At 61.9% G+C, this 18,151-nt stretch carries 23 protein-coding genes and 1 pseudogene; 14 read left to right on the top strand and 10 right to left on the bottom strand.

Annotated features, from left to right (window positions below; all coding sequences use genetic code 11):
• The first annotated feature begins 1,202 nt into the window (after positions 1-1,202).
• A complete protein-coding gene (locus ILT44_RS24440; protein ID WP_204242215.1) occupies positions 1,203-1,592 on the top strand; it encodes a hypothetical protein in 390 nt (129 codons plus the stop codon).
• 83 nt (positions 1,593-1,675) lie between these two features.
• Here ILT44_RS24440 and ILT44_RS24435 read toward each other — a convergent pair whose 3' ends face one another.
• Positions 1,676-2,065, bottom strand: a complete 390-nt coding sequence (locus tag ILT44_RS24435; protein ID WP_204242214.1) for a type II toxin-antitoxin system VapC family toxin — start codon at positions 2,063-2,065, stop codon at positions 1,676-1,678.
• A complete protein-coding gene (locus tag ILT44_RS24430; RefSeq protein WP_204242201.1) occupies positions 2,052-2,327 on the bottom strand; it encodes an AbrB/MazE/SpoVT family DNA-binding domain-containing protein in 276 nt (91 codons plus the stop codon). The genes ILT44_RS24435 and ILT44_RS24430 overlap by 14 nt, the downstream gene beginning before the upstream one ends.
• Positions 2,328-2,593: 266 nt before the next feature.
• Here ILT44_RS24430 and ILT44_RS24425 point away from each other — a divergent pair, with 266 nt between their 5' ends.
• The 4 genes from ILT44_RS24425 to ILT44_RS24410 all read left to right on the top strand — a co-directional run bounded on the left by ILT44_RS24425 (position 2,594) and on the right by ILT44_RS24410 (position 4,827).
• Positions 2,594-2,824 carry an AbrB/MazE/SpoVT family DNA-binding domain-containing protein gene (locus tag ILT44_RS24425; protein WP_204242213.1) on the top strand — a complete coding sequence of 77 codons (231 nt, stop codon included), beginning with the start codon at positions 2,594-2,596 and terminating at the stop codon, positions 2,822-2,824.
• On the top strand, positions 2,814-3,230 hold the full coding sequence (locus ILT44_RS24420; RefSeq protein WP_204242212.1) for a PIN domain-containing protein: 417 nt from the start codon (positions 2,814-2,816) through the stop codon (positions 3,228-3,230). Before ILT44_RS24425 ends, ILT44_RS24420 begins: the two co-directional genes overlap by 11 nt.
• Positions 3,231-4,112: 882 nt before the next feature.
• On the top strand, positions 4,113-4,394 hold the full coding sequence (locus tag ILT44_RS24415) for a hypothetical protein (protein ID WP_204242211.1): 282 nt from the start codon (positions 4,113-4,115) through the stop codon (positions 4,392-4,394).
• Between the two features lie 7 nt (positions 4,395-4,401).
• A complete protein-coding gene (locus tag ILT44_RS24410) occupies positions 4,402-4,827 on the top strand; it encodes an HNH endonuclease (RefSeq protein ID WP_204242210.1) in 426 nt (141 codons plus the stop codon).
• A gap of 117 nt (positions 4,828-4,944) precedes the next feature.
• Here the strand turns inward: ILT44_RS24410 and ILT44_RS24405 are convergent, their stop codons facing one another.
• A complete protein-coding gene (locus ILT44_RS24405; RefSeq protein ID WP_204242209.1) occupies positions 4,945-5,163 on the bottom strand; it encodes a type II toxin-antitoxin system VapC family toxin in 219 nt (72 codons plus the stop codon).
• Between the two features lie 219 nt (positions 5,164-5,382).
• The gene (locus ILT44_RS24400; RefSeq protein ID WP_204242208.1) at positions 5,383-6,084 is read right to left on the bottom strand and encodes a calcium-binding protein; all 702 of its coding nucleotides are present in this window, start codon (positions 6,082-6,084) and stop codon (positions 5,383-5,385) included.
• 163 nt (positions 6,085-6,247) lie between these two features.
• On the opposite strand from ILT44_RS24400, the gene ILT44_RS24395 reads away from it, so the two are divergent.
• Together ILT44_RS24395 and ILT44_RS24390 are read left to right on the top strand one after the other, a co-directional pair.
• On the top strand, positions 6,248-6,625 hold the full coding sequence (locus tag ILT44_RS24395) for a nucleotidyltransferase domain-containing protein (RefSeq protein WP_204242207.1): 378 nt from the start codon (positions 6,248-6,250) through the stop codon (positions 6,623-6,625).
• A complete protein-coding gene (locus ILT44_RS24390; RefSeq protein ID WP_204242206.1) occupies positions 6,622-7,032 on the top strand; it encodes a HEPN domain-containing protein in 411 nt (136 codons plus the stop codon). The genes ILT44_RS24395 and ILT44_RS24390 overlap by 4 nt, the downstream gene beginning before the upstream one ends.
• 424 nt (positions 7,033-7,456) lie before the next feature.
• Here ILT44_RS24390 and ILT44_RS24385 read toward each other — a convergent pair whose 3' ends face one another.
• A complete protein-coding gene (locus ILT44_RS24385) occupies positions 7,457-8,128 on the bottom strand; it encodes a hypothetical protein (RefSeq protein WP_204242205.1) in 672 nt (223 codons plus the stop codon).
• 3 nt (positions 8,129-8,131) lie between these two features.
• Positions 8,132-8,839 carry a hypothetical protein gene (locus ILT44_RS24380; protein ID WP_204242204.1) on the bottom strand — a complete coding sequence of 236 codons (708 nt, stop codon included), beginning with the start codon at positions 8,837-8,839 and terminating at the stop codon, positions 8,132-8,134.
• 700 nt (positions 8,840-9,539) lie between these two features.
• On the opposite strand from ILT44_RS24380, the gene ILT44_RS24375 reads away from it, so the two are divergent.
• Entirely contained in the window at positions 9,540-10,145 is a 606-nt protein-coding gene (locus ILT44_RS24375; protein WP_204242203.1) for a hypothetical protein, read from the top strand.
• A gap of 82 nt (positions 10,146-10,227) precedes the next feature.
• On the opposite strand, the gene ILT44_RS24370 is transcribed toward ILT44_RS24375, so the two are convergent.
• Complete coding sequence (locus ILT44_RS24370; RefSeq protein WP_204242202.1) at positions 10,228-10,617, bottom strand: type II toxin-antitoxin system VapC family toxin; 390 nt, start codon at positions 10,615-10,617, stop codon at positions 10,228-10,230.
• Entirely contained in the window at positions 10,604-10,879 is a 276-nt protein-coding gene (locus tag ILT44_RS24365; RefSeq protein ID WP_204242201.1) for an AbrB/MazE/SpoVT family DNA-binding domain-containing protein, read from the bottom strand. Before ILT44_RS24365 ends, ILT44_RS24370 begins: the two co-directional genes overlap by 14 nt.
• A gap of 266 nt (positions 10,880-11,145) precedes the next feature.
• Here ILT44_RS24365 and ILT44_RS24360 point away from each other — a divergent pair, with 266 nt between their 5' ends.
• Together ILT44_RS24360 and ILT44_RS24355 are read left to right on the top strand one after the other, a co-directional pair.
• A complete protein-coding gene (locus tag ILT44_RS24360; protein WP_239468504.1) occupies positions 11,146-11,376 on the top strand; it encodes an AbrB/MazE/SpoVT family DNA-binding domain-containing protein in 231 nt (76 codons plus the stop codon).
• Entirely contained in the window at positions 11,366-11,782 is a 417-nt protein-coding gene (locus tag ILT44_RS24355) for a PIN domain-containing protein (protein ID WP_204242199.1), read from the top strand. The genes ILT44_RS24360 and ILT44_RS24355 overlap by 11 nt, the downstream gene beginning before the upstream one ends.
• Positions 11,783-11,822: 40 nt before the next feature.
• On the opposite strand, the pseudogene ILT44_RS31990 reads toward ILT44_RS24355, so the two are convergent.
• Positions 11,823-12,128, bottom strand: a pseudogene (locus tag ILT44_RS31990) (transposase); the annotation flags it as partial.
• A 142-nt stretch (positions 12,129-12,270) separates the two neighbouring features.
• Entirely contained in the window at positions 12,271-12,486 is a 216-nt protein-coding gene (locus ILT44_RS24345) for a hypothetical protein (RefSeq protein ID WP_204242198.1), read from the bottom strand.
• Between the two features lie 626 nt (positions 12,487-13,112).
• Between ILT44_RS24345 and ILT44_RS31985 the strand changes: the two genes are divergently transcribed.
• From ILT44_RS31985 to ILT44_RS24325, 4 genes are all read left to right on the top strand, one after another.
• Complete coding sequence (locus ILT44_RS31985) at positions 13,113-13,487, top strand: HNH endonuclease (RefSeq protein WP_204242197.1); 375 nt, start codon at positions 13,113-13,115, stop codon at positions 13,485-13,487.
• A gap of 306 nt (positions 13,488-13,793) precedes the next feature.
• On the top strand, positions 13,794-14,660 hold the full coding sequence (locus ILT44_RS24335; RefSeq protein WP_204242196.1) for a UTP--glucose-1-phosphate uridylyltransferase: 867 nt from the start codon (positions 13,794-13,796) through the stop codon (positions 14,658-14,660).
• 556 nt (positions 14,661-15,216) lie between these two features.
• Positions 15,217-16,833, top strand: coding sequence for a DUF1800 domain-containing protein (locus tag ILT44_RS24330; protein WP_204242195.1), 1,617 nt, complete (start codon positions 15,217-15,219; stop codon positions 16,831-16,833).
• Positions 16,834-16,854: 21 nt separating this feature from the next.
• Positions 16,855-18,078: a DUF1501 domain-containing protein gene (locus ILT44_RS24325; protein ID WP_204242194.1), complete on the top strand. Its 1,224-nt coding sequence runs from the start codon at positions 16,855-16,857 to the stop codon at positions 18,076-18,078.
• The last annotated feature ends 73 nt before the right edge of the window (positions 18,079-18,151 follow it).

Below are 18,151 nucleotides of genomic sequence, written 5' to 3'. Positions count from 1 at the left end.
TTCATCACCGGAGTCGGTGTTGGCCTTTCGATACTCCGGTGCGGGAAAGGTCCGCACGGGGGCCGTCGTCCCCGTTGCCGTCGATTGGGACCCGGTGCTTCCTGACTTGTGGCGGTCACAGCCGGTCAGGCAGGGCGGGCGCCTTGGCGGTGATTCACCGCGGCCTCCAACCACCGGATGGGAATGTCGCTGCTGGCCAGAGCAGGCGAGGTCGTGCCACTGGCGATCTGCACTGCCAAGCGTCCCTGAAGCCGAGCATCTTTAAGGCCTGTCTCCCTCGTAACGGCTTGGGGACTACAAGCGAGCCGACGTCAGCGGGGGCTGCAAGCACCAACCACTGGCTACCGACGCCGAGGGGGACGTGAAGCAACGCCGTTGGGTTTATCCGCGCTGGGTCGATGATCGGCGGTTGTTTCAGGCCTTCGCCGCCGCGCCAGTTGCGATGAGGGAGCAGAGAGCCCGGGACCATCGGACGAGGGCTGATGCGGAGTCTGTGAAGGACGACCGGTTCGGCGGCTCGGCAGGAGCAGCCAGTTCGGCAGCCCAAACCGCCCGCGCTCCTTCGGGGGCGCAATGCTGGCGGGAGCGGGGCGGTCCTTGAACCGGTCCGGTTCGAGGAACGCTCCGATAAAAGAAGGAATGATCAAAGCCGCGAACGCGGTCACGACCAGGATGATCAAAAGCAGTTCCACCGGAGGTTCACCGATCCGAGATAGCGGCGGATACTCACGCCTCGACAACAGAGTGCGGGGTCATGGTTTCCAGGTGGTTAGTCCAACGCCGGGGCGCGCACCCTGATCCCCAAGGACGACAGCCGCCACGATCCTGCCCGGCTCTCCTGGTTCTTCGCAGCTCGTTGCGTCGCACGGGCTGCGGCCGTGGTGATGAAGTGACGGCGCTGATGATCATCAAGTCCGCAAACGCCAAAAAGGGCCGCTCGTGGGGAGCGACCCTTGAGGCCCAAAGGCCGGGGACAATGTAGGGCAATGCGTCGGCCTTCGGTCAGAAGGTTCTAGCGCGACATGCTCAACCAATGGTTACCGGTAGGAAGACCCTAGCGTCCAGAACGGTCGAGGCTGCATTACCGCTTGGACTCGACCAGCCTGCCACTGCTTACATTGTGCATGTCGTTCTCTCTGTTGCACTAAGAACACAGGTGCACGCAACACGACTTTGCCGGACCCCTATGCCTCTCAGATGCGGTGATCTCTCCTCCTGCGCGTGACCGACTGTTCGACCGGCACCGGGGCGAATGGGAGCCTCTCTCTGAGCTGCGCGCGGATGCATATCGTATTCTCCGTGGCGAGACACCCCGGATCCTTGAAGCCGTCGAGCCGAGCAACGCTTTGGAGCGGACGGCTATCGCGAAGGGCCTGCTCACCTTGGTCGAGAAGGATGCCAAAGCGCTGATGATGGCGCAGGAGGGCGAGCGGCGGGCCCATGGCCTGGATTACAAGCAGCAGCAGGAGGCACAAACAGAGGATGAGGCGCAAGCCCGGCGAAAGCGGGAGTTGGTTGCGTCAGTCGTCGATTTTGTCAGCAGGTTGCGGTCAGTGGACGGAGCCGAGTCCAGTGAACGAGCACAGGAATGAGTTGAGGGCGTTCAGGGGCGGAGACACAAGCACGGTCTGGTTGATCCTGGCTCACCCCCTGTCCGGAAAAGCGGTGTGAGCCTCTAGGGGTGCCGAACCACCAATTGACTCAGCCGCTTGGCCGCCTTGGCAAACCGCCGGTCGAAGCTGACGAAGGCTGTGCAGCCTTCGGCGGCCGCGAGATGGAGAGCATCCGCGAAGTCCATTCCTTGAGCCATCCAGTCCAGAGCCGTTGCGGCCGAAGCGGGATCCTCTAGCGAAACCCGCGGGAGCCCCGCGAAGGCGCGAAGGGCTTCCCCGATCTGAGCCGGGGCATAGCCATAGGCACCGCGCAGGACCCACTCCGTTTCCAGAAGCACCGTCGTACAAACGAAGACGTCATGGCCGTCGATCAGCGCCCGGGCCTGCGAGGATTGCTCCGGATGATCCCCGGTCAGATACCGGATGACCACATTGGTATCAATCGCGAGCATGGCGCCGCTGGGCTTCTGCCAGGATGCTGGCATCCATCTCGTCTAGCGTTTTGGGAGGACCTTTGGCGGCGAGTGAGCCAAACACATCCGCGGGCCGCGTGGGGGCAAACAGCGGGGCGGGCTTCAGCAACACACCCTCGGGGGTGTCTTCGACGATCAGGCGGGTTCCAGGCTCCCAGCGCCGGTGTTGCCGAATGGCCTTGGGGAGGATGATTTGCCCTTTGGTTGAGACACGTGTGGTCAGGGGGGCAGCGCCAGTCATCAGGGTGCATCCTCGGGCAGGTAAGATAAAGGTAAGATAGGAGATGGGCCACGCGGCGACAAGCATCAGGCGACAGGCATTGGGAAGGCCTCGTGCCGGACTCCTGTTTTGAAACCCGCGCGCTTCCGGGATTGGTGTAGAGGATAGTCCGCATGCCTGAACCAGCCTCGGCCATTCTCGGCCGCGATCACAGCGGGGGCCGGCTTGCGTTCTGCTGCCAATCGCCTCGATATACATGCTCCAGAATGTGTATTATGGAGGGTATGATGAAGGTCGCAAAATGGGGCAATTCCCTTGCGTTCCGTCTCCCCGCTGTCGTCGTTGACGCCTTGGGGCTCAATGAAGGCGACGATATCGAAATTACGGTTGCGGGATCCCGAGTTTTCGAGGTCGCGAAGAAGCCTGAGATGGCCGAGGTGCTGGCCAGATTACGCAAGTACCGCGGCCGCCTGCCCGAAGGGCTCAAGTTCGACCGGTTCGAGGCCAATGAACGCTAAACCATTCCTCGACACCAATGTCATTCTCTGCCTGCTCTCCGGAGATACGACCAAGGCCAACCGGGTTGAGGCTCTTCTCGCGCAAGGCGGCACGATCAGCGTCCAGGTCCTCAACGAGGCCGTGAATGTCATGTTGAAGAAACTCAACATGGGCTTGGACGAGGTGTGCGACGTCCTTGCCGGGATCCGGTATGCCTGTGATGTTCAGCCGGTCACAATCGAGACGCACGACCAGGCCCTCGCCATCATGCGCCGCTACGGTGTCTCGATCGATGACAGCGGGATCGTTGCGGCGGCCGCAGGCGCAGGCTGCACAACCCTCTACTCCGAAGACCTGCAGGACGGCCAGAGGATTGGCCCCGACCTGACCATCACCAACCCGTTCAAGCAGGAAAGCCTCAATTGACTGTGTGGACCGATCGTGCGGCCTCCACCAGGCCGATCCAACGCATCATTACCTGGTGGTCCCGATAATTTCGATAACATAGGGCCAGCGCATGAAGCGTGGGTCTTGGACAAGACCCGTGATGATCATCGACGGACAGCGCGGGCAAAACGGCAGAAAATTCGGTACATTGGCGCCGACACTGCCAAGCGGCCCTTGCCGTACGGAAAGACAAGTCCCTGGAAGCGAACACTCTCAGGCAGAGTTGTGCCTCGATGACGCTTTGATCTCGTCAAATGCCTTGAGGGCTCGATCCCGGCGCGACAGCGCACGACGCTCGTATCGGTCGAGCTTTTCCAGCTGGGCCGCAGCCGCTTCGAAGACTGCGATCTCACGTTCGGCTTGCTGGTCCAATTGTGAGGAGCTCCCAGCATTGGGGGTGGCGTCTGCTCGTCGAGGATGCGGCCCCGAGACGAGCCATTGCCGGATCCGCTTTTGGGTCCACTTGCCGGGCAATATCTGCTGCATAGGGTCTGGCTTCCGAGCAGGGCGGCTCAGGAGCTCGACTCGCGCTCTGCGCACTCTCAGAACATCGACAGCAGCCTCGGCCGCTCTGACAGCAGCCCCCAGAACGTGAGGGTCCTGTTGCGCCTCTCCTGCCAGGGTATAGGCCATCTTCAACACGTCGTCTGCTAGTCCAGGTAAGGCGCTCGAGAAACCGGCTGGGCCCGTCGTGGTTTCGTTCTGCTAAACCGGGGCGAGGATCTTTTCCAAAGTCTCTGTAAAGATATAACCTTAAAAAATCGAGGAGGAGAGTGCTATGACCCGGGCATCACAGTGGCGCCTGTCGTGGAACTAAATTTACGATATATCGTTAATAAAGTGATGAAACGGAGATCATCCATGAGCAGAGCATCTCGGACGCGTGGACGCACGACAGGGGGAAACGGTGCTGGTCCGGACCCGCGGACCAGCCCAGCGACTGTGGCGTCTCTGGGCGTGCAGGCCCGATTGGTGCCGGTCGATCCCGCACGGGACCAGGAGCTGGCTCACCTGATCGCCCGCTGTAGCGCGGTGTTTCGGGAGTGGGAGCGTCTTGTGCGCCAGGCCGTGCACCTGCTCGGCTACAACCCTGCTGCAGGCTCAGGGCCGGACCGGTCTGAACCGGACAGCGATCAGGGCTGAGCCGCCGATGCCGTTTGTTGAAAGCGGGGATGTGGGAACGACACGGCGGCGCCCGCTGAGCCCACGGCGGCGGCTGCAGGTGTGGGAGAAGACGGGGGGCGTTTGTGTGCTGTGCGCCCGCCGGATCGATGGCGTGCGCGAGCGCTGGATCGTCGAGCACATCCGGGCCCTGGAGCTCGGGGGTGCCGATGACCTCAGCAACTTAGGGCCGGCGCATGAGGCGTGCGCTCTGGCAAAAACCAAAGAGGATCATCGGCGCGCGGCGCAGGCCAAGCGGCAGAAGGTCCGGCATATCGGTGCGGACGCGCCCAAGCGGCCGCTGCCGTTCGGCAAGGCCAGCCGATGGAAGCGGACCTTGTCGGGAAGATCGTGCCGCGCGAGTGAGGGCCATGGGAGTCGCAACGCAGCACGCGGTGACGGCTGGCGCAGGTGATCGAAGGTCATGCGCCAGCGCTGCGGTCTGCAGCGCCAACGGGAACCAAGCCGCGGCAGATCCGGCAGCATCGACCTTGGGCGGTTTGTCCGGGGAGAGGCCGCACGCTGCCGGTCTTCAAGCGGCCAGGGTATCGGTTGTGGTGAAGTCCTCACCGCTGAACAGGAGCTTGGCCTGGATGGTCTTCGTGCAGTCACAGGCGAAGCAGTCGCCCTGGTTGAGCTTGGCCGGATGCCGTTCCTTGCCGTATGGGGCAGAGGCGTTCAAGGCGAGGAGATATTCTGGCTCGCCAACGGGCATCGTTTCGAACGCGAGAAGACGGGCCGCGCCGGACATCAGGCTGCCTCCTCGGTCAGATAAGATAGAGGTAAGACAGAAGAGAGGCCACGCGGGGGCAAGCGTCAGGCGACAGGCATCGAGAAGGCCGCGTGCCGGATCCCTGTCTTGCAACACGATCCCGTTTTGTCCTGGTTCCCGCGCAGGCCACGCTCGCGCATCGTGCGCGAACGTGGAACCCGGTTTTCGCGCACGATGCGCTCCTTCGAGACTTCAGCATCAGAGCACAAACCAGCCCTTCTGCAGGTCTATTGCACCCTTGAGCGTGATTATGCCTTCCGCCGTTCTGTCGCTGTCGGTGTTGAGATAAACGTATGTGGCGGTTTTCGTCTTTTCGTAATGCACTTGGCCCACCTTGTTGAACGTCTGGATGCCAGTGAAGGTGAAGGCTTGGTCACCCTTCTTCGTGGCGTCGGCGTCCATCGGCTTCAGGTCGATCCGGTCGCCATGCTTGCCGGAGAAGTCCGTGATGTAATCGGCAGTTTTCTTGGACGGGCCTGTATCTATGCTGCTGAAGATAAACACGTCCTTACCCGAACCGCCCGTGAGCCAGTCCTGACCCGCACCACCCGTAAGCCGGTCGTTGCCTGATCCGCCGTCGAGGACGTCCTTGCCGGGCCCGGCATTCAGCGCATCGTTGCCTGCGCTGCCGGAGAGCCTGTCTCTGCCCGAGCCGCCTGCGACCACGTCTCTCCCGTTCGTACCGGCGATGATCTCATTCCAGATATCCCGCACGGCGAAGGTCAGGACATTGTCCGCGCTGGCGCCATGGCTGTCGCTTGCGCGTATGGTGATCTGATGGCTTCTCGCCTGCTCATAGTCGAGCCGGGAGCCGTTCGCCACGATCAGTTGATTACCGGAGAGGGCGAACCGGCCGCCGGCATCATCCAGCAGGCTGCAACTGAATGCTTCACCATCCACATCCCAGGCCTAGGGTATCGGCGGCTATTACGAGCGTGCGACCAGCAATTTGGCTGGTCTGGCCCGGCCCCAGATCGATCACGCAGCCAGGTGTCACAGTGCCCCGCCGTCAAGCGCCGGCAGCCGGCTTTCCTTGGCCTCTTTCGGGACTACAATGTTGACTATGGCTTCTCAGGTCCATAGCCCCGCGCGGCGGGGAAGACTGCAAGTCGACCCCGCCGTCGAGTTGGCCGCTGTGCGCCTGGCCGAGGCAACAGACGCCGAGGCCATCGTTCTCTTCGGCAGCAGGGCTCGCGGCGACAATGATGCCGACAGTGATTGGGATCTCTGCGTCATCCTGCCCGACACTGTCGAGTGGGGTCGCTTCACCCCGGTCACCCTCTGGCCACTGGTGTCCGACCTCGGGATCCCGATTCAGGTGGTCCCGATCCGGCGCTCAGTGTTCGAGGAGAAGAAGACCGGGATCAACACTCTCAGCCATGACATTGCGAGGGATGGTGTGGTCATCCATGGTCGGCTGGACCGGGCTGCTGGACCGTGAGTTCGGCTGCCGCAGCGGCTTGGCTGGAGACGGCGGCGAAAGACCTCGATGCCGTCCGACGGTCTCTCATGCCGTTGCCTGATCAGAATCTCGAGACGGCCGCCTATCACACCCAGCAAGCGGCTGAGACAGGCGTAAAGGCACTGCCGGCCCATCTCGGGATTGCGTATGCGAGAGGACGGCACGGCCATGATATTGCCCTCGCTGCGGCTGCAATTCCGGCGTCAAACCGGTTGGCCAAGGACGCGCAAGCGCTTGGAGCGCTCACGCCTTGGCCAACCGCATGGCGTTACCCCTCGGATGATCCGGCGACCGCCGCTCCGTTGCCCGAAGCCACGGAAGTTGAGCAATGGACAGAGAAGGTGGAGGCTTTTATGAACGCCGTCATGTCGGAGATTGCTCCCTAAGGACCACGGCGCGTCGGAAGCTGGCATCACACCAGGCGGCTCAAGGTGGGAGAGAAGTTGGGAGCCTAGATATGCTGTGTGACGGCGAAATTGACCGGATGCGTGAGCGCTGGATCATGGAGCACAGCTGGGCGCCGGAACTCAGGGGCTGGGATGGTACCGACAATCTGGGCCGGCCCACGAGAGGCGTGCCACGGACAAGACCCGGGCGGATCATCGGCGCGCCGCGGGCCAAGCGGCAGAGGATCTGGTACCCGGGCGGGGAGGCCCTAAAACGGCCTCTGCCCTTTTGCCGGGCTGGCCGGTGGACGTGATCTCTGTCCGGCAAGATCGTGCCGCAATGAAGCAGTTGTTGGCCCCCACACGGTGCCAGCTGAGTGGGGCGGTGGGGCCCGCCACCTCACTATGTCGATGCCGGACCTTCTCAACAGAGCCGGGTTGAGCCCGTGAAATCGGGGGCTCTGACGCCAGCGGCCGTCAAGACTGCATCAAGAGCTCGAATGGCCTTGTTGCGGCGCGACAGCGCCCGGCGCTCATACCGATCAAGCTTGTACAGTTGATCCCAGGCCGATGGAGGTCCTCTCGGCGCTGGTTCGGCCTCTGCCCATTGATGATTGATGCGCTTGGCCGCCGCATCCCGTCCGCCCCCGCGCGTGATCTGAGCCCAACCCGCCGGACCCCGCACCTGATGACTTCCGTCGTGGGAGGCGCGGATGCCATCGCCTGTTGCGATCGTGATCTCGGCTGGTTGAGGGGACATCGGCGGCACCGGCGCGACCGGATGTGGATCGTAAAGATCCTCGAAGAGACGCTCGACCAGGGCGATACGCACGCGGCGAACCCGCATGACGTCGATGGCGGCTTCCGCCACCCGGGTGGCCGCCTGACGGACAGCCGGATGATCGGCGGCCGGTCCGGCCAGGGTGTGCGCCAGATGCAGGATCTCCGGAGCAAGCTCTGGCATCGCAGAGGCTGGGACGGCCAAGCCATGCTTGAGGGCATTGACGCGTGAGCGGACCTTGCCCGCGACTGAGCGCGGGCCGGTGCTGCGTTGGGCGTTGGCTTTGTTCGCCGCCGCTCGTTTCGGGCACACCATGGGTCAGGCGGCCTCCGTGTCTGAGACGGGCGTAGTGATCGGCTCGCTTTCCACATCCTCGGCCACTTGTCGAAGCCGGCGTGCGAAGGCCTCGCGGCGCCGGTCCACGTTGCTCAGCGCTTTATCCCGACGCGCATCCGCGCTTGTGATCAGGCGATCGAGTTTCTCAATTATCTCGATGCCGTCCGACAGGGCTTTGGCTGTGATGGCATCGAAATCGAGGGCAGCATCCATCAGCATCTCCGCGACCTCTGCGAGTGATTGTTCATCGCCCTGCAAGCAGCTGACAGCCAAGAGTTCGGCCTCTGCCGGCGTCAGCGGTCGCTCCGTCTGCGGATCGGTCGCCGTGGTAAGAATGCGCACCAAGTGCGACTTTGCGGCCGTTTGCAGCAAGGCCGCCTTGAGCCGCCTGAGGCGCTGAGCCGCCCAGATCTCATCCACCACATCCTTCACCCACATGTCTTCGAGGATGTCGCGAGGCCTGACGGCGTGGGTCACTCGGGCGAGAAGTGCGTCATAGAGCGTTTCGTCCTCGCCGAGGATCAGCGGCCGGTGGGTGAACAGAGGCCCCAGATCACGGGGCTGGGCCTGGATCGCCGGCATCGATGGGGGAGCCACAGTGGCGCGGGGCGGGTGCTCGGCGCTGTCTGGGTGCGGAGAAGGGGCGCTGTGGGGGACGGCCTGGTTGGGATCGAGTGGGTGCTCTGACATGGGGAAAATTCGACAGCCTTTGGGTCATAGAACTGGAGCCAGGTTCAGGGGCGACAGGCCGCTCGGCCTGCCAGCGCCGCGTGGTCCCGGCCCTCCTGCTATCAGTGTTTGTCGCGGCTCGATGGTTCCGTCGCCGCGGTGGGATTGCCCCATGACCGGTGAACGTTTTTGTGGATCGAGGTGGCCGAGGCCGCATGCTCCCGATGGGCGGGCCTGCGCCGAGATCCCTGATCGGACGCTTGCAAGGCAACGGGTGGGAGAGTTGGGCTACCGATTGGCACGGGCATGGGCACCGCCGGACTATCGGACTGTTTCCAGGTACTGGCGATGCACGAGCCGGGTGCGACGATGCGGGAGCGCTTGCCGCGGTGAGGTCATCGCTGCAATGGGGTTCGTTGAGAGGGGATGACCCGCGACGGCGGATGATGGGATTGCGCGCGGTAGCGTTGTGCGCAGCAGGGCCGCCCGCATGAGATGGATCGGTTGGCTGCTCAAGCGATGGGTTGGGGAGGGTTCTGCGCGGTCGTCGCCGCCGGGCATCGTGCGCGCAGACCGGGACGTCGCCCGTGCTCCAAGGCTAACCCATGCGAGGGTTTCCATCCTGTCGGCGCTTGGGGGCGAGACATCTCAAATCCTCTTCCGCTTCATGGTCGGAGCACGATAGATCAGGGCCTTTGGTGGAAGCGGGAGAGGAGCTCACATGCCCCAGGAACCGGCAGAAGTGTGGGACGAAATTGCACGGCAGTACCAGGCAGGGATTGTTGTGAGCGGGATCGCCAAGACGTTCAACGTGTCGCGTGTGAGGATCCGGCTCCAGGCCGAACGGTTCGGCTGGACGCGAGGGACCGCGGAGGGTGGAGCGGCCGTCTCGCCCGAGGAGAACTCTGGGGCAGCGCCGCAGGTCGGGGCAGATGCGGTGACCTCTCCTCCTGCGCGTGAGGGACTGTTCGACCGGCACCGGGGCGAATGGGAGCCTCTCTACGAGCTGCGCGCGGATGCGTATCGGATCCTCCGCGGCGAGACACCCCGGATCCTTGCAGCCGTCGAGCCGAGCAGCGTCCTGGAGCGGATTGACCTCGCAAAGGACCTGCTCGCCTTGGCCGAGAAGGATGCCAAAGCGCTGATGATGGCCCAGGAGGGCGAGAGGCGGGCCCATGGCCTGGATTACAAGCAGCAGCAGGAGGCACAAACAGAGGATGAGGCGCAAGCCCGGCGAAGGCGGGAGTTGGTTGCGTCAGTCGTCGATTTTGTCAGCAGGTTGCGGTCAGCGGACGGAGCCGGGTCCAGTGAACGAGCACAGGAATGAGTTGAGGGCGTTCTGAGGCGGAGACACAGCACGGTCTGGTTGATCCTGGCTCACCCCCTGTCCGGAAAAGCGGTGTGAGCCTCTAGGGGTGCCGAACCACCAATTGACGCAGCCGCTTGGCCGCCTTGGCAAACCGCCGGTCGAAGCTGACGAAGACTGTGCAGCCTTCGGCGGCCGCGAGATGGAGAGCATCCGCGAAGTCCATTCCTTGAGCCATCCAGTCCAGAGCCGTTGCGGCCGAAGCGGGATCCTCTAGGGAAACCCGCGGGAGCCCCGCGAAGGCGCGAAGGGCTTCCCCGATCTGAGCCGGGGCATAGCCATAGGCACCGCGCAGGACCCACTCCGTTTCCAGAAGCACCGTCGTACAAACGAAGACGTCATGGCCGTCGATCAGCGCCCGGGCCTGCGAGGATTGCTCCGGATGATCCCCGGTCAGATACCGGACGACCACATTGGTATCAATCGCGAGCATGGCGCCGCTGGGCTTCTGCCAGGATGCTGGCATCCATCTCGTCTAGCGTTTTGGGAGGACCTTTGGCGGCGAGTGAGCCAAACACATCCGCGGGCCGCGTGGGGGCAAACAGCGGGGCGGGCTTCAGCAACACACCCTCGGGGGTGTCTTCGACGATCAGGCGGGTTCCAGGCTCCCAGCGCCGGTGTTGCCGAATGGCCTTGGGGAGGATGATTTGCCCTTTGGTTGAGACACGTGTGGTCAGGGGGGCAGCGCCGGTCATCAGGGTGCATCCTCGGGTAGGTAAGATAAGGGTAAGATAGGAGATGGGCCACGCGGCGGCAAGCATCAGGCGACAGGCATTGGGAAGGCCTCGTGCCGGACTCATGTTTTGAAACCCGCGCGCTTCCGGGATTGGTGTCGAGGATAGTCCGCATGCCTGAACCAGCCTTGGCCATTCTGGGCCGCGATCACAGCGAGGGCCGGCTTGCGTTCTGCCGCCTATCGCCTAGATATACGTTTTCCGGAATGTGTATCATGGAGGGTATGATGCGGGTCGCGAAATGGGGCAATTCCCTTGCGGTTCGACTCCCCACTGCGGTCGTTGACGCCTTGGGGCTTAAGGAAGGCGACGATATCGAGATTACGGTCGCGGGATCCCGAACGTTCGAGGTCTCGAAGAAGCCTGAGGTGGCCGAAGTGCTGGCCAGGTTGCGCAAGTACCGCGGCCGCCTTCCCGAAGGGCTCAAGTTCGACCGGCTCGAGGCGAATGAACGCTAAACCATTCCTCGACACCAATGTCATTCTCTACCTGCTCTCCGGAGACACGACCAAGGCCAACCGGGTTGAGGCTCTTCTCGCGCAGGGCGGCACGATCAGCGTCCAGGTCCTCAACGAGGCCGTGAATGTCATGGTGAAGAAACTCAAGATGGGCCTGGACGAGGTGTGCGACGTCCTTGCCGGGATCCGGTATGCCTGTGATGTTCAGCCGGTCACAATCGAGACCCACGACCAGGCCCTCGACATCATGCGCCGCTACGGCTTCTCGATCGATGACAGCGGGATCGTTGCGGCAGCCGCAGGCGCAGGTTGCACAACCCTCTACTCCGAAGATCTGCAGGACGGCCAGAGGATTGGCCCAGACCTGACAATCACCAACCCGTTCAAACAGGAAAGCGACAATTGACTGACCAATCGTGCGGCCTCCACCAGGCCGATCCAATGCATCACCGCCGTATCGGACAATCCGGTGCTCGCCCTAACGACGCCGCCATTGCCCAGGACGATCTCGACGAGTTGGTAATCAATGTGCAGTCAACGGCAGGACTTGCGGTCGGTAGACTAGGATGATCGGAGATCTCTGCTGGCACTAGGACTAGATATTCTATCGCGGTCAGTTGGTTGCGACGCAGGTCCCTCCTCCACTGGCACAGATGCTGGCGGGTGATGTCATGGGGCCGGGCGACCTCGGCAACACTCGCACCCTCCACGCCCACTTCGCTCAAGATCCTGAGCTTGTCCTCGCGAGACTGCGGTCGCCGGCGCTCGACCCCTTGTCAGCATCCCGTGCGGGACTGCTCACGCTTTGCTGACGGCAATGGCGACGTCGTTAACGACGTAAATTCATACAGCATGGCACACTTCTTAAGCGGCCTTCGGCCGATTACGTCAGACCTAATCGGACTGCCCTTGGTTGCCGACGGGTTCGCGGAAGCGAACCCCCGGACCACCTCCGTTCTCAGAGATGAACTGGAGGCCCGCGCGCTCGAACGCCTCGATTAACATCCGGTTTATTCGCTTCGAGAGGCGCGCTGTTTCGTCCTTGATCTCGAAGGCTCCAATCGTGGATCGCGCGACTTCCGAGGCAGAGGCGAGATCATTCTGCTCCATACCAGCAAGAGCTCTAGCTGCCCGACAGAGGCGTGGTGTCAGACGCACAGTCATCGGTGTCACTAAAGAAAAATATATACAGTAAGTACATTATTCTTGACATATTCGGTCTCAAAATGTACTCTGAATATATAAATCCTGTGGAGAAACCGACGCATGACTTACCATCCTCTTCCAGCCGCAGCGGCTTCTACCATGCACAACTCATTCTATCAGAGGAAATCCTGCCCAGCGGTTAAGGCTTTTGAAACTCAGTCTTCCCGGACCAAAGTCTATACTATCCGCAAGACTGAGCAGCTCTCTCCGATCGCAAAGGAGCGTTTCCACATCCGTCGCCAGGAGCAAGTTCAATGACCCAGGAATCACACGGCAAGACGCAATGTGAGCAGCCTCCAGACCGCGTATGCACTCCGAGTGTCGCCTCTCTAGGTGTGCAAGTGCGCTTGGTTCCTACCGATATCAATCGTGAGAACAAACTCGCGCGTCTCATCGCGTCCGGTGAGACCTTGCGTCTCGAGTGGGAGAGTCTGCTCCAGCAGGTGGTTGACCTTCTCAATGACGACCTTCGAAGCGTTCAGGATAACGGCAGTTCGTGCAGCTCATCCGATCTGTGAGGGAGGCGTCCGATGCCGTTTGTTCAGATTGCGGATGTGAGCACAGCGACCCGACGGAGGCTAACGCCGCATCGACGGCTTCAGGTGTGGGAGAAGACAGACGGTGTCTGCGTTCTGTGCGAGTGCCAGATTGATGGGGTGCGCGAGCGCTGGATCATTGAGCACATTCGCGCTCTTGAACTTGGTGGTCCTGATGATTTCGGGAACATGGGGCCAGCGCATGAAGCGTGCGCCTTGGACAAGACCCGTGACGATCATCGGCGGACAGCGCGGGCAAAACGGCAGAAAATTAGGCACATTGGCGCTGACAGTGCCAAGCGACCCTTGCCGTACGGAAAGACAAGTCCCTGGAAGCGAACACTCTCAGGCAGAGTTGTGCCTCGATGATCAATGGTTGCTCAAACAGTGGCTCGCAGAGCAGACTGGATGAACATTCAACTTGGGTTCCTCAAAACGCCCAGCCGCGCGTGCCTGAGCACCGAAACTGATCAACGGATGTCCTGAGCCGCGCCTAGGTGTTGACGCTCTGGCGAATGGTCGGTCGGCGCCGTCATCACTTATCAACGTGCAATACTGGGGCTGAGGAGTACTCACGCCCGGCAGAGGAGGCTCACCTTGACAAATCTGCACGATCAAGATTTGTCGGGGCGCACGTTACCTTTTTGATCATTTCTTTTCCCAGTGGCTCCTCCAATGAAGCGTATCCGCAAAGCAGTCCTCCCCGTCGCCGGTCTCGGCACCCGGTTTCTGCCGGCCACCAAGGCCGTGCCCAAGGAGATGCTATGCGTCGTCGACCGGCCCGTGGTGCAGCACGTCGTCGATGAGGCGCGCGCCGCCGGGATCGAGCACTTCATCTTCGTCACGGGCCGCAACAAGGCCGTGATCGAGGATCACTTCGACATCGCCTATGAGCTCAACCGCACGCTCGAGAGCCGCGGCAAGACCAAGGAACTGGAACTGCTTGCCAAGGACCAGCCCCAGGCCGGCCAGACGAGTTTCACCCGTCAGCAGGAGCCGTTGGGCCTGGGTCACGCGGTCTGGTGCGCCCGGGAGCTGGTGGGCGACGAACCCTTCGCGGTGATCCTGCCCGACATGCTGAGCCGCGGCTCCATGGAGCAGATGGTGGCGGCCCATGAGAAGCACGGCGGCAACATCATCGCCGTGGAGGAGGTGCCCGAGGACCAGACCCACCAGTACGGCATCGTCTCGGTCGGCCAGGAATTCGGCCAGACCTTCGAGATCACCGGCATGGTGGAGAAGCCGCCGAAGGGCACTGCACCCTCGAACTACATCATCTCCGGCCGCTACATCCTGCAGCCTGAGATCTTCGACCTGCTCTCCACCCAGGAGCGCGGCGCAGGCAACGAGATCCAGCTGACCGATTCCATGATCCGCCTGATGAAGGATCAACCCTTCTTCGGCATGAAGTACCAGGGCAGGACCTACGACACAGGCTCCAAGATCGGCTTCCTCATGGCCAATGTGGCCTATGCCCTGGAGCGCGAGGACCTCTCCGCCGACTTCCGCAAGGAGCTCGAAGCGCTACTGCGGCAAGATTGAAAGGGATTTCGACCAATCTTCCAGGGATCAGCAGAGCCGGTGGCCGGCTGCCACATATCTGCGCGGATACGCACCACACAGCCGGTTGATCCAACGGATCGCGCACCGGCTATCTGCCGCCATACGGCTGCGTGCGGAGACAATGGCTGGGCACAAGGAGCAGCAGGAGGCGGTTGCTGCGGATGGGGCGGCCCTGCCGGAGATACGAAATGATCAATTCAATCCTCAGCACGATGCACCATGCTCGGGTTAATCCGGCCGACTGCTCTGATGATGGAGAGCCAGCACCCTGGCCGCCGGGATCGTGCTGTGCTCAGGGGCCAGCACGCGCGCGATATGGCCGATCTTGTGTTGGACCTCACTGACCCTTGAGGCGGGAGCCGCCAGGCCAGTCAAGAGTGACTTCAGGTGAGTCCCTGACCAGCCCGCACCCGTGCGGGGTACCGCGCGGTGATTTTGCTGCTGATCTCGGTCAGAAGCTCGAGGTGGTGCTGTACCGAAAGCAAACGGGTTCTTGGGTTCCGCCTGACTTTCCCCAAGGAGCGGGATCGCCAATATGTATGCAGCGGCCGAGATCCCCGTTCGTCTGCATGACATCGCAGGGAGCCTACCGTGGTCATGCGGTAGTCTTACAATTCGCATAATCGAGTATCACAGTCGGATTGTTCGGATCATATTTTTGGTCAACCTGGGTTATAAATTGCCCTCAGAAGCGGGTTTTGATCGCGTGAGCCTATCGAATACTCTTCACCCTGCATTGGCCCTCATTCGCTTTGGCTTGGGTGCTAAGGCAGGGGAACTCGCAACGATAGGAACAGACAGCCGTGACTATCTCCTGGACGAGGTGAAACGCGGTGCCACCCCGCAGCCCAACATTATGGGCCGACGTGACACATCAACAATTCTTAACGAGGTACGAGAAGAAGCAACACGGGTTCAACTCGCTCGTGCTACACCACCCTCGAATGACAACACGCATCAACGGGACGGCCTGATGCTGTCGAGGGCGCTCGACAAAGCCGACGCCGAGGGAAAGCCTCTTCCAGTACGCTCCCCTCCCCAAGCAGTTCTGTCCCAGCAGCACTATGAGACCGAGGTCGCAGCACGCATCGATGTGGCGATCAGAACCGATGCCGGTTTCACTGAGAGGCTCGTTTGGTTCTGGAGCAACCACTTCGCGCTTCTGGCGTCCAAGCGGAGTGAAGTGCGCGCGACCGCGGGAGCCTTCGAGCGCGAAGCGATCCGCCCGCACGTTTTCGGCTCGTTCTACGACATGCTGCTTGCCGCCGAAACTCACCCAGCGATGCTCTATTCCTTGGACAACGATCAATCAGTCGGGCCCAACTCTGGTGCCGGCCAGCGTCGACGGCGTGGCCTCAATGAGAACCTCGCCCGTGAGATCCTGGAGTTGCATACCCTCGGCTCATCGGGGCGCTATACGCAAGCGGATGTGACAAGTCTGGCCGGCATTCTGACGGGTTGGACCATTGCCGGGCCAGCAGGCCGGCTCGGCCGTCCCGGTTCGACGGTTTTCGATGCGGGACTGCACGAACCGGGAGAACTCCAGGTACTAGGAAAGTACTATCCCGATTACGGCCCGGACCAAGCTAAGGATGTGCTGCTCGATCTCGCGCGCCATCCTGCCACCGCCAGGCACATCGCGGCGAAGCTGGCCTGTCACTTCGTGGCCGATGATCCCCCGCCATCTTTGATCGCCCGGCTTGAGGCAACATTTCTAGAAAGCGGCGGGGATCTCACTGAGCTCTCGCTTGCACTGCTGCATGCCCCTGAAGCCTGGTCTTCAGAGGCTAAAAAGATCCGCACCCCTCAGGAATTCGTATTTTCAGCAATGCGCCTCACCGGCATCAGGCCGGCGACCCGGGATATCATCAACGTCCTTAACGCACTGGGTCAGAAGCTTTGGGATCCACCTGGGCCGGATGGCTATCCGGATGCCGCCAGCCACTGGACATCGCCCACGGGCATCAAGGCACGCCTTGAGGTCGCGGCGCGGCTTGCGCAATCTGCAGGTCAGCTTGAGCCAATGAGTCTGCTTGACGCGAGCCTTGGGACCTCTGTGTCACAGGAAACCCGGGCGACCATCGCCCGGGCGGAGAGCCGCACGCAAGCAATTGCCCTCTTGCTCATGTGCCCGGAATTTCAGCGGCGTTAACCAGTCGGAAGGACCTCACGTATGTCGGATCTATGCGATCGAAACGTCAGCCGTCGCGCCGTACTGGGCGCAGCGGGCGCCCTCTTTGGGTGGAGCTTCATTCCGAAAATCGCGTATGCCAGTGCAGGTGCCCGCGACAGCCGTTTCCTCTGCATCGTGCTGCGGGGAGCTCTGGATGGTCTATCGGCCGTCGCGCCGATCGGCGATCCGGCTTATGTTGCCTTGCGTGAGACCATTGCGCTCTCAGACAGTGGCCCGGATGCAGCTCTTCCGCTCGATGGATTTTTTGCTCTTCATCCTGCCATGCCGAACCTTGCCCGTCTCTATCACGCGGGGCAGGCTACCGTGGTTCATGCGGCTGCAACCGGCTACCGTGATCGCTCCCATTTCGACGGACAGGATGTTCTAGAAAGCGGCCAGCCTGGTCCTGGCCTCACTGCATCCGGCTGGATGAATCGTTTCCTGCTATCCCTGCCGCAGGGAGAGCGGATTGCGCAGAACGGCCTGCTCGGCGTTGGCCCAACTCCGCCTCTGATCGTGCGCGGAACGGCGCCGATCCTGGGCTGGGCACCGGCGGCCTTGCCGCGGGCGAAAGAGGATTTGGCCGAGCGCCTTGCCCATCTTTATGCGCAGCGCGATCCGGAGTTAGAGGATTGCCTCAAGCGCGGGCTTGAGACGGACCGCATTGCCACCATGCAGGGTCTCTCAAAACTGCAAGGCGGCGGGACGGCTCAGGCCATGCAGCGCGTCGCCGAGAGTACGGCGCGCCTCATAAGCGCCGACGATGGCCCCCGAATTGCGGCGCTGGCTTTCGATGGATGGGACACTCATGCCAACGAAGGCGGCGCGGTTGGTCCGCTGGCGCAGTTGCTGGGCGGCCTCGACCAAGCCTTCAAGGCCTTGGAAGGTGGAATGAAGGACAAGTGGAAAGATACCGTCGTGATGGTTGTGACGGAGTTTGGACGGACCGCTCGCGTGAACGGAACACTCGGCACAGATCATGGCACCGGCACCGTTTTGTTCCTGGTGGGGGGCGCGGTCAACGGGGGGCGCGTCATCACTGATTGGCCAGGGTTGAGAGCCGAAAATCTGTTTGAGAACCGAGACCTCAGACCAACGACAGATGTCCGATCTGTCGCAAAAGGCGTGCTGGCTGACCTTTTTGGCATATCGGCCGCAAAGCTGGCTCAGAACGTCTTCCCAGAGACATCTGGTCTCCAGCCCATCAAAGACTTGGTCGTCTAGGCTCAGGACTCGTTAATTGAGGTAGAAGGCGACGGCAGCCGCGATGCAGATGGCTGAGAAGAAGGTGTGCGCG

This window comes from Microvirga arvi (genome assembly GCF_016892765.1).
Classification (GTDB): Bacteria; Pseudomonadota; Alphaproteobacteria; order Rhizobiales; family Beijerinckiaceae; genus Microvirga; species Microvirga arvi.
Note: the sequence above shows the minus strand (reverse complement) of the source record. Positions and strands in the feature narration are given on the sequence as shown.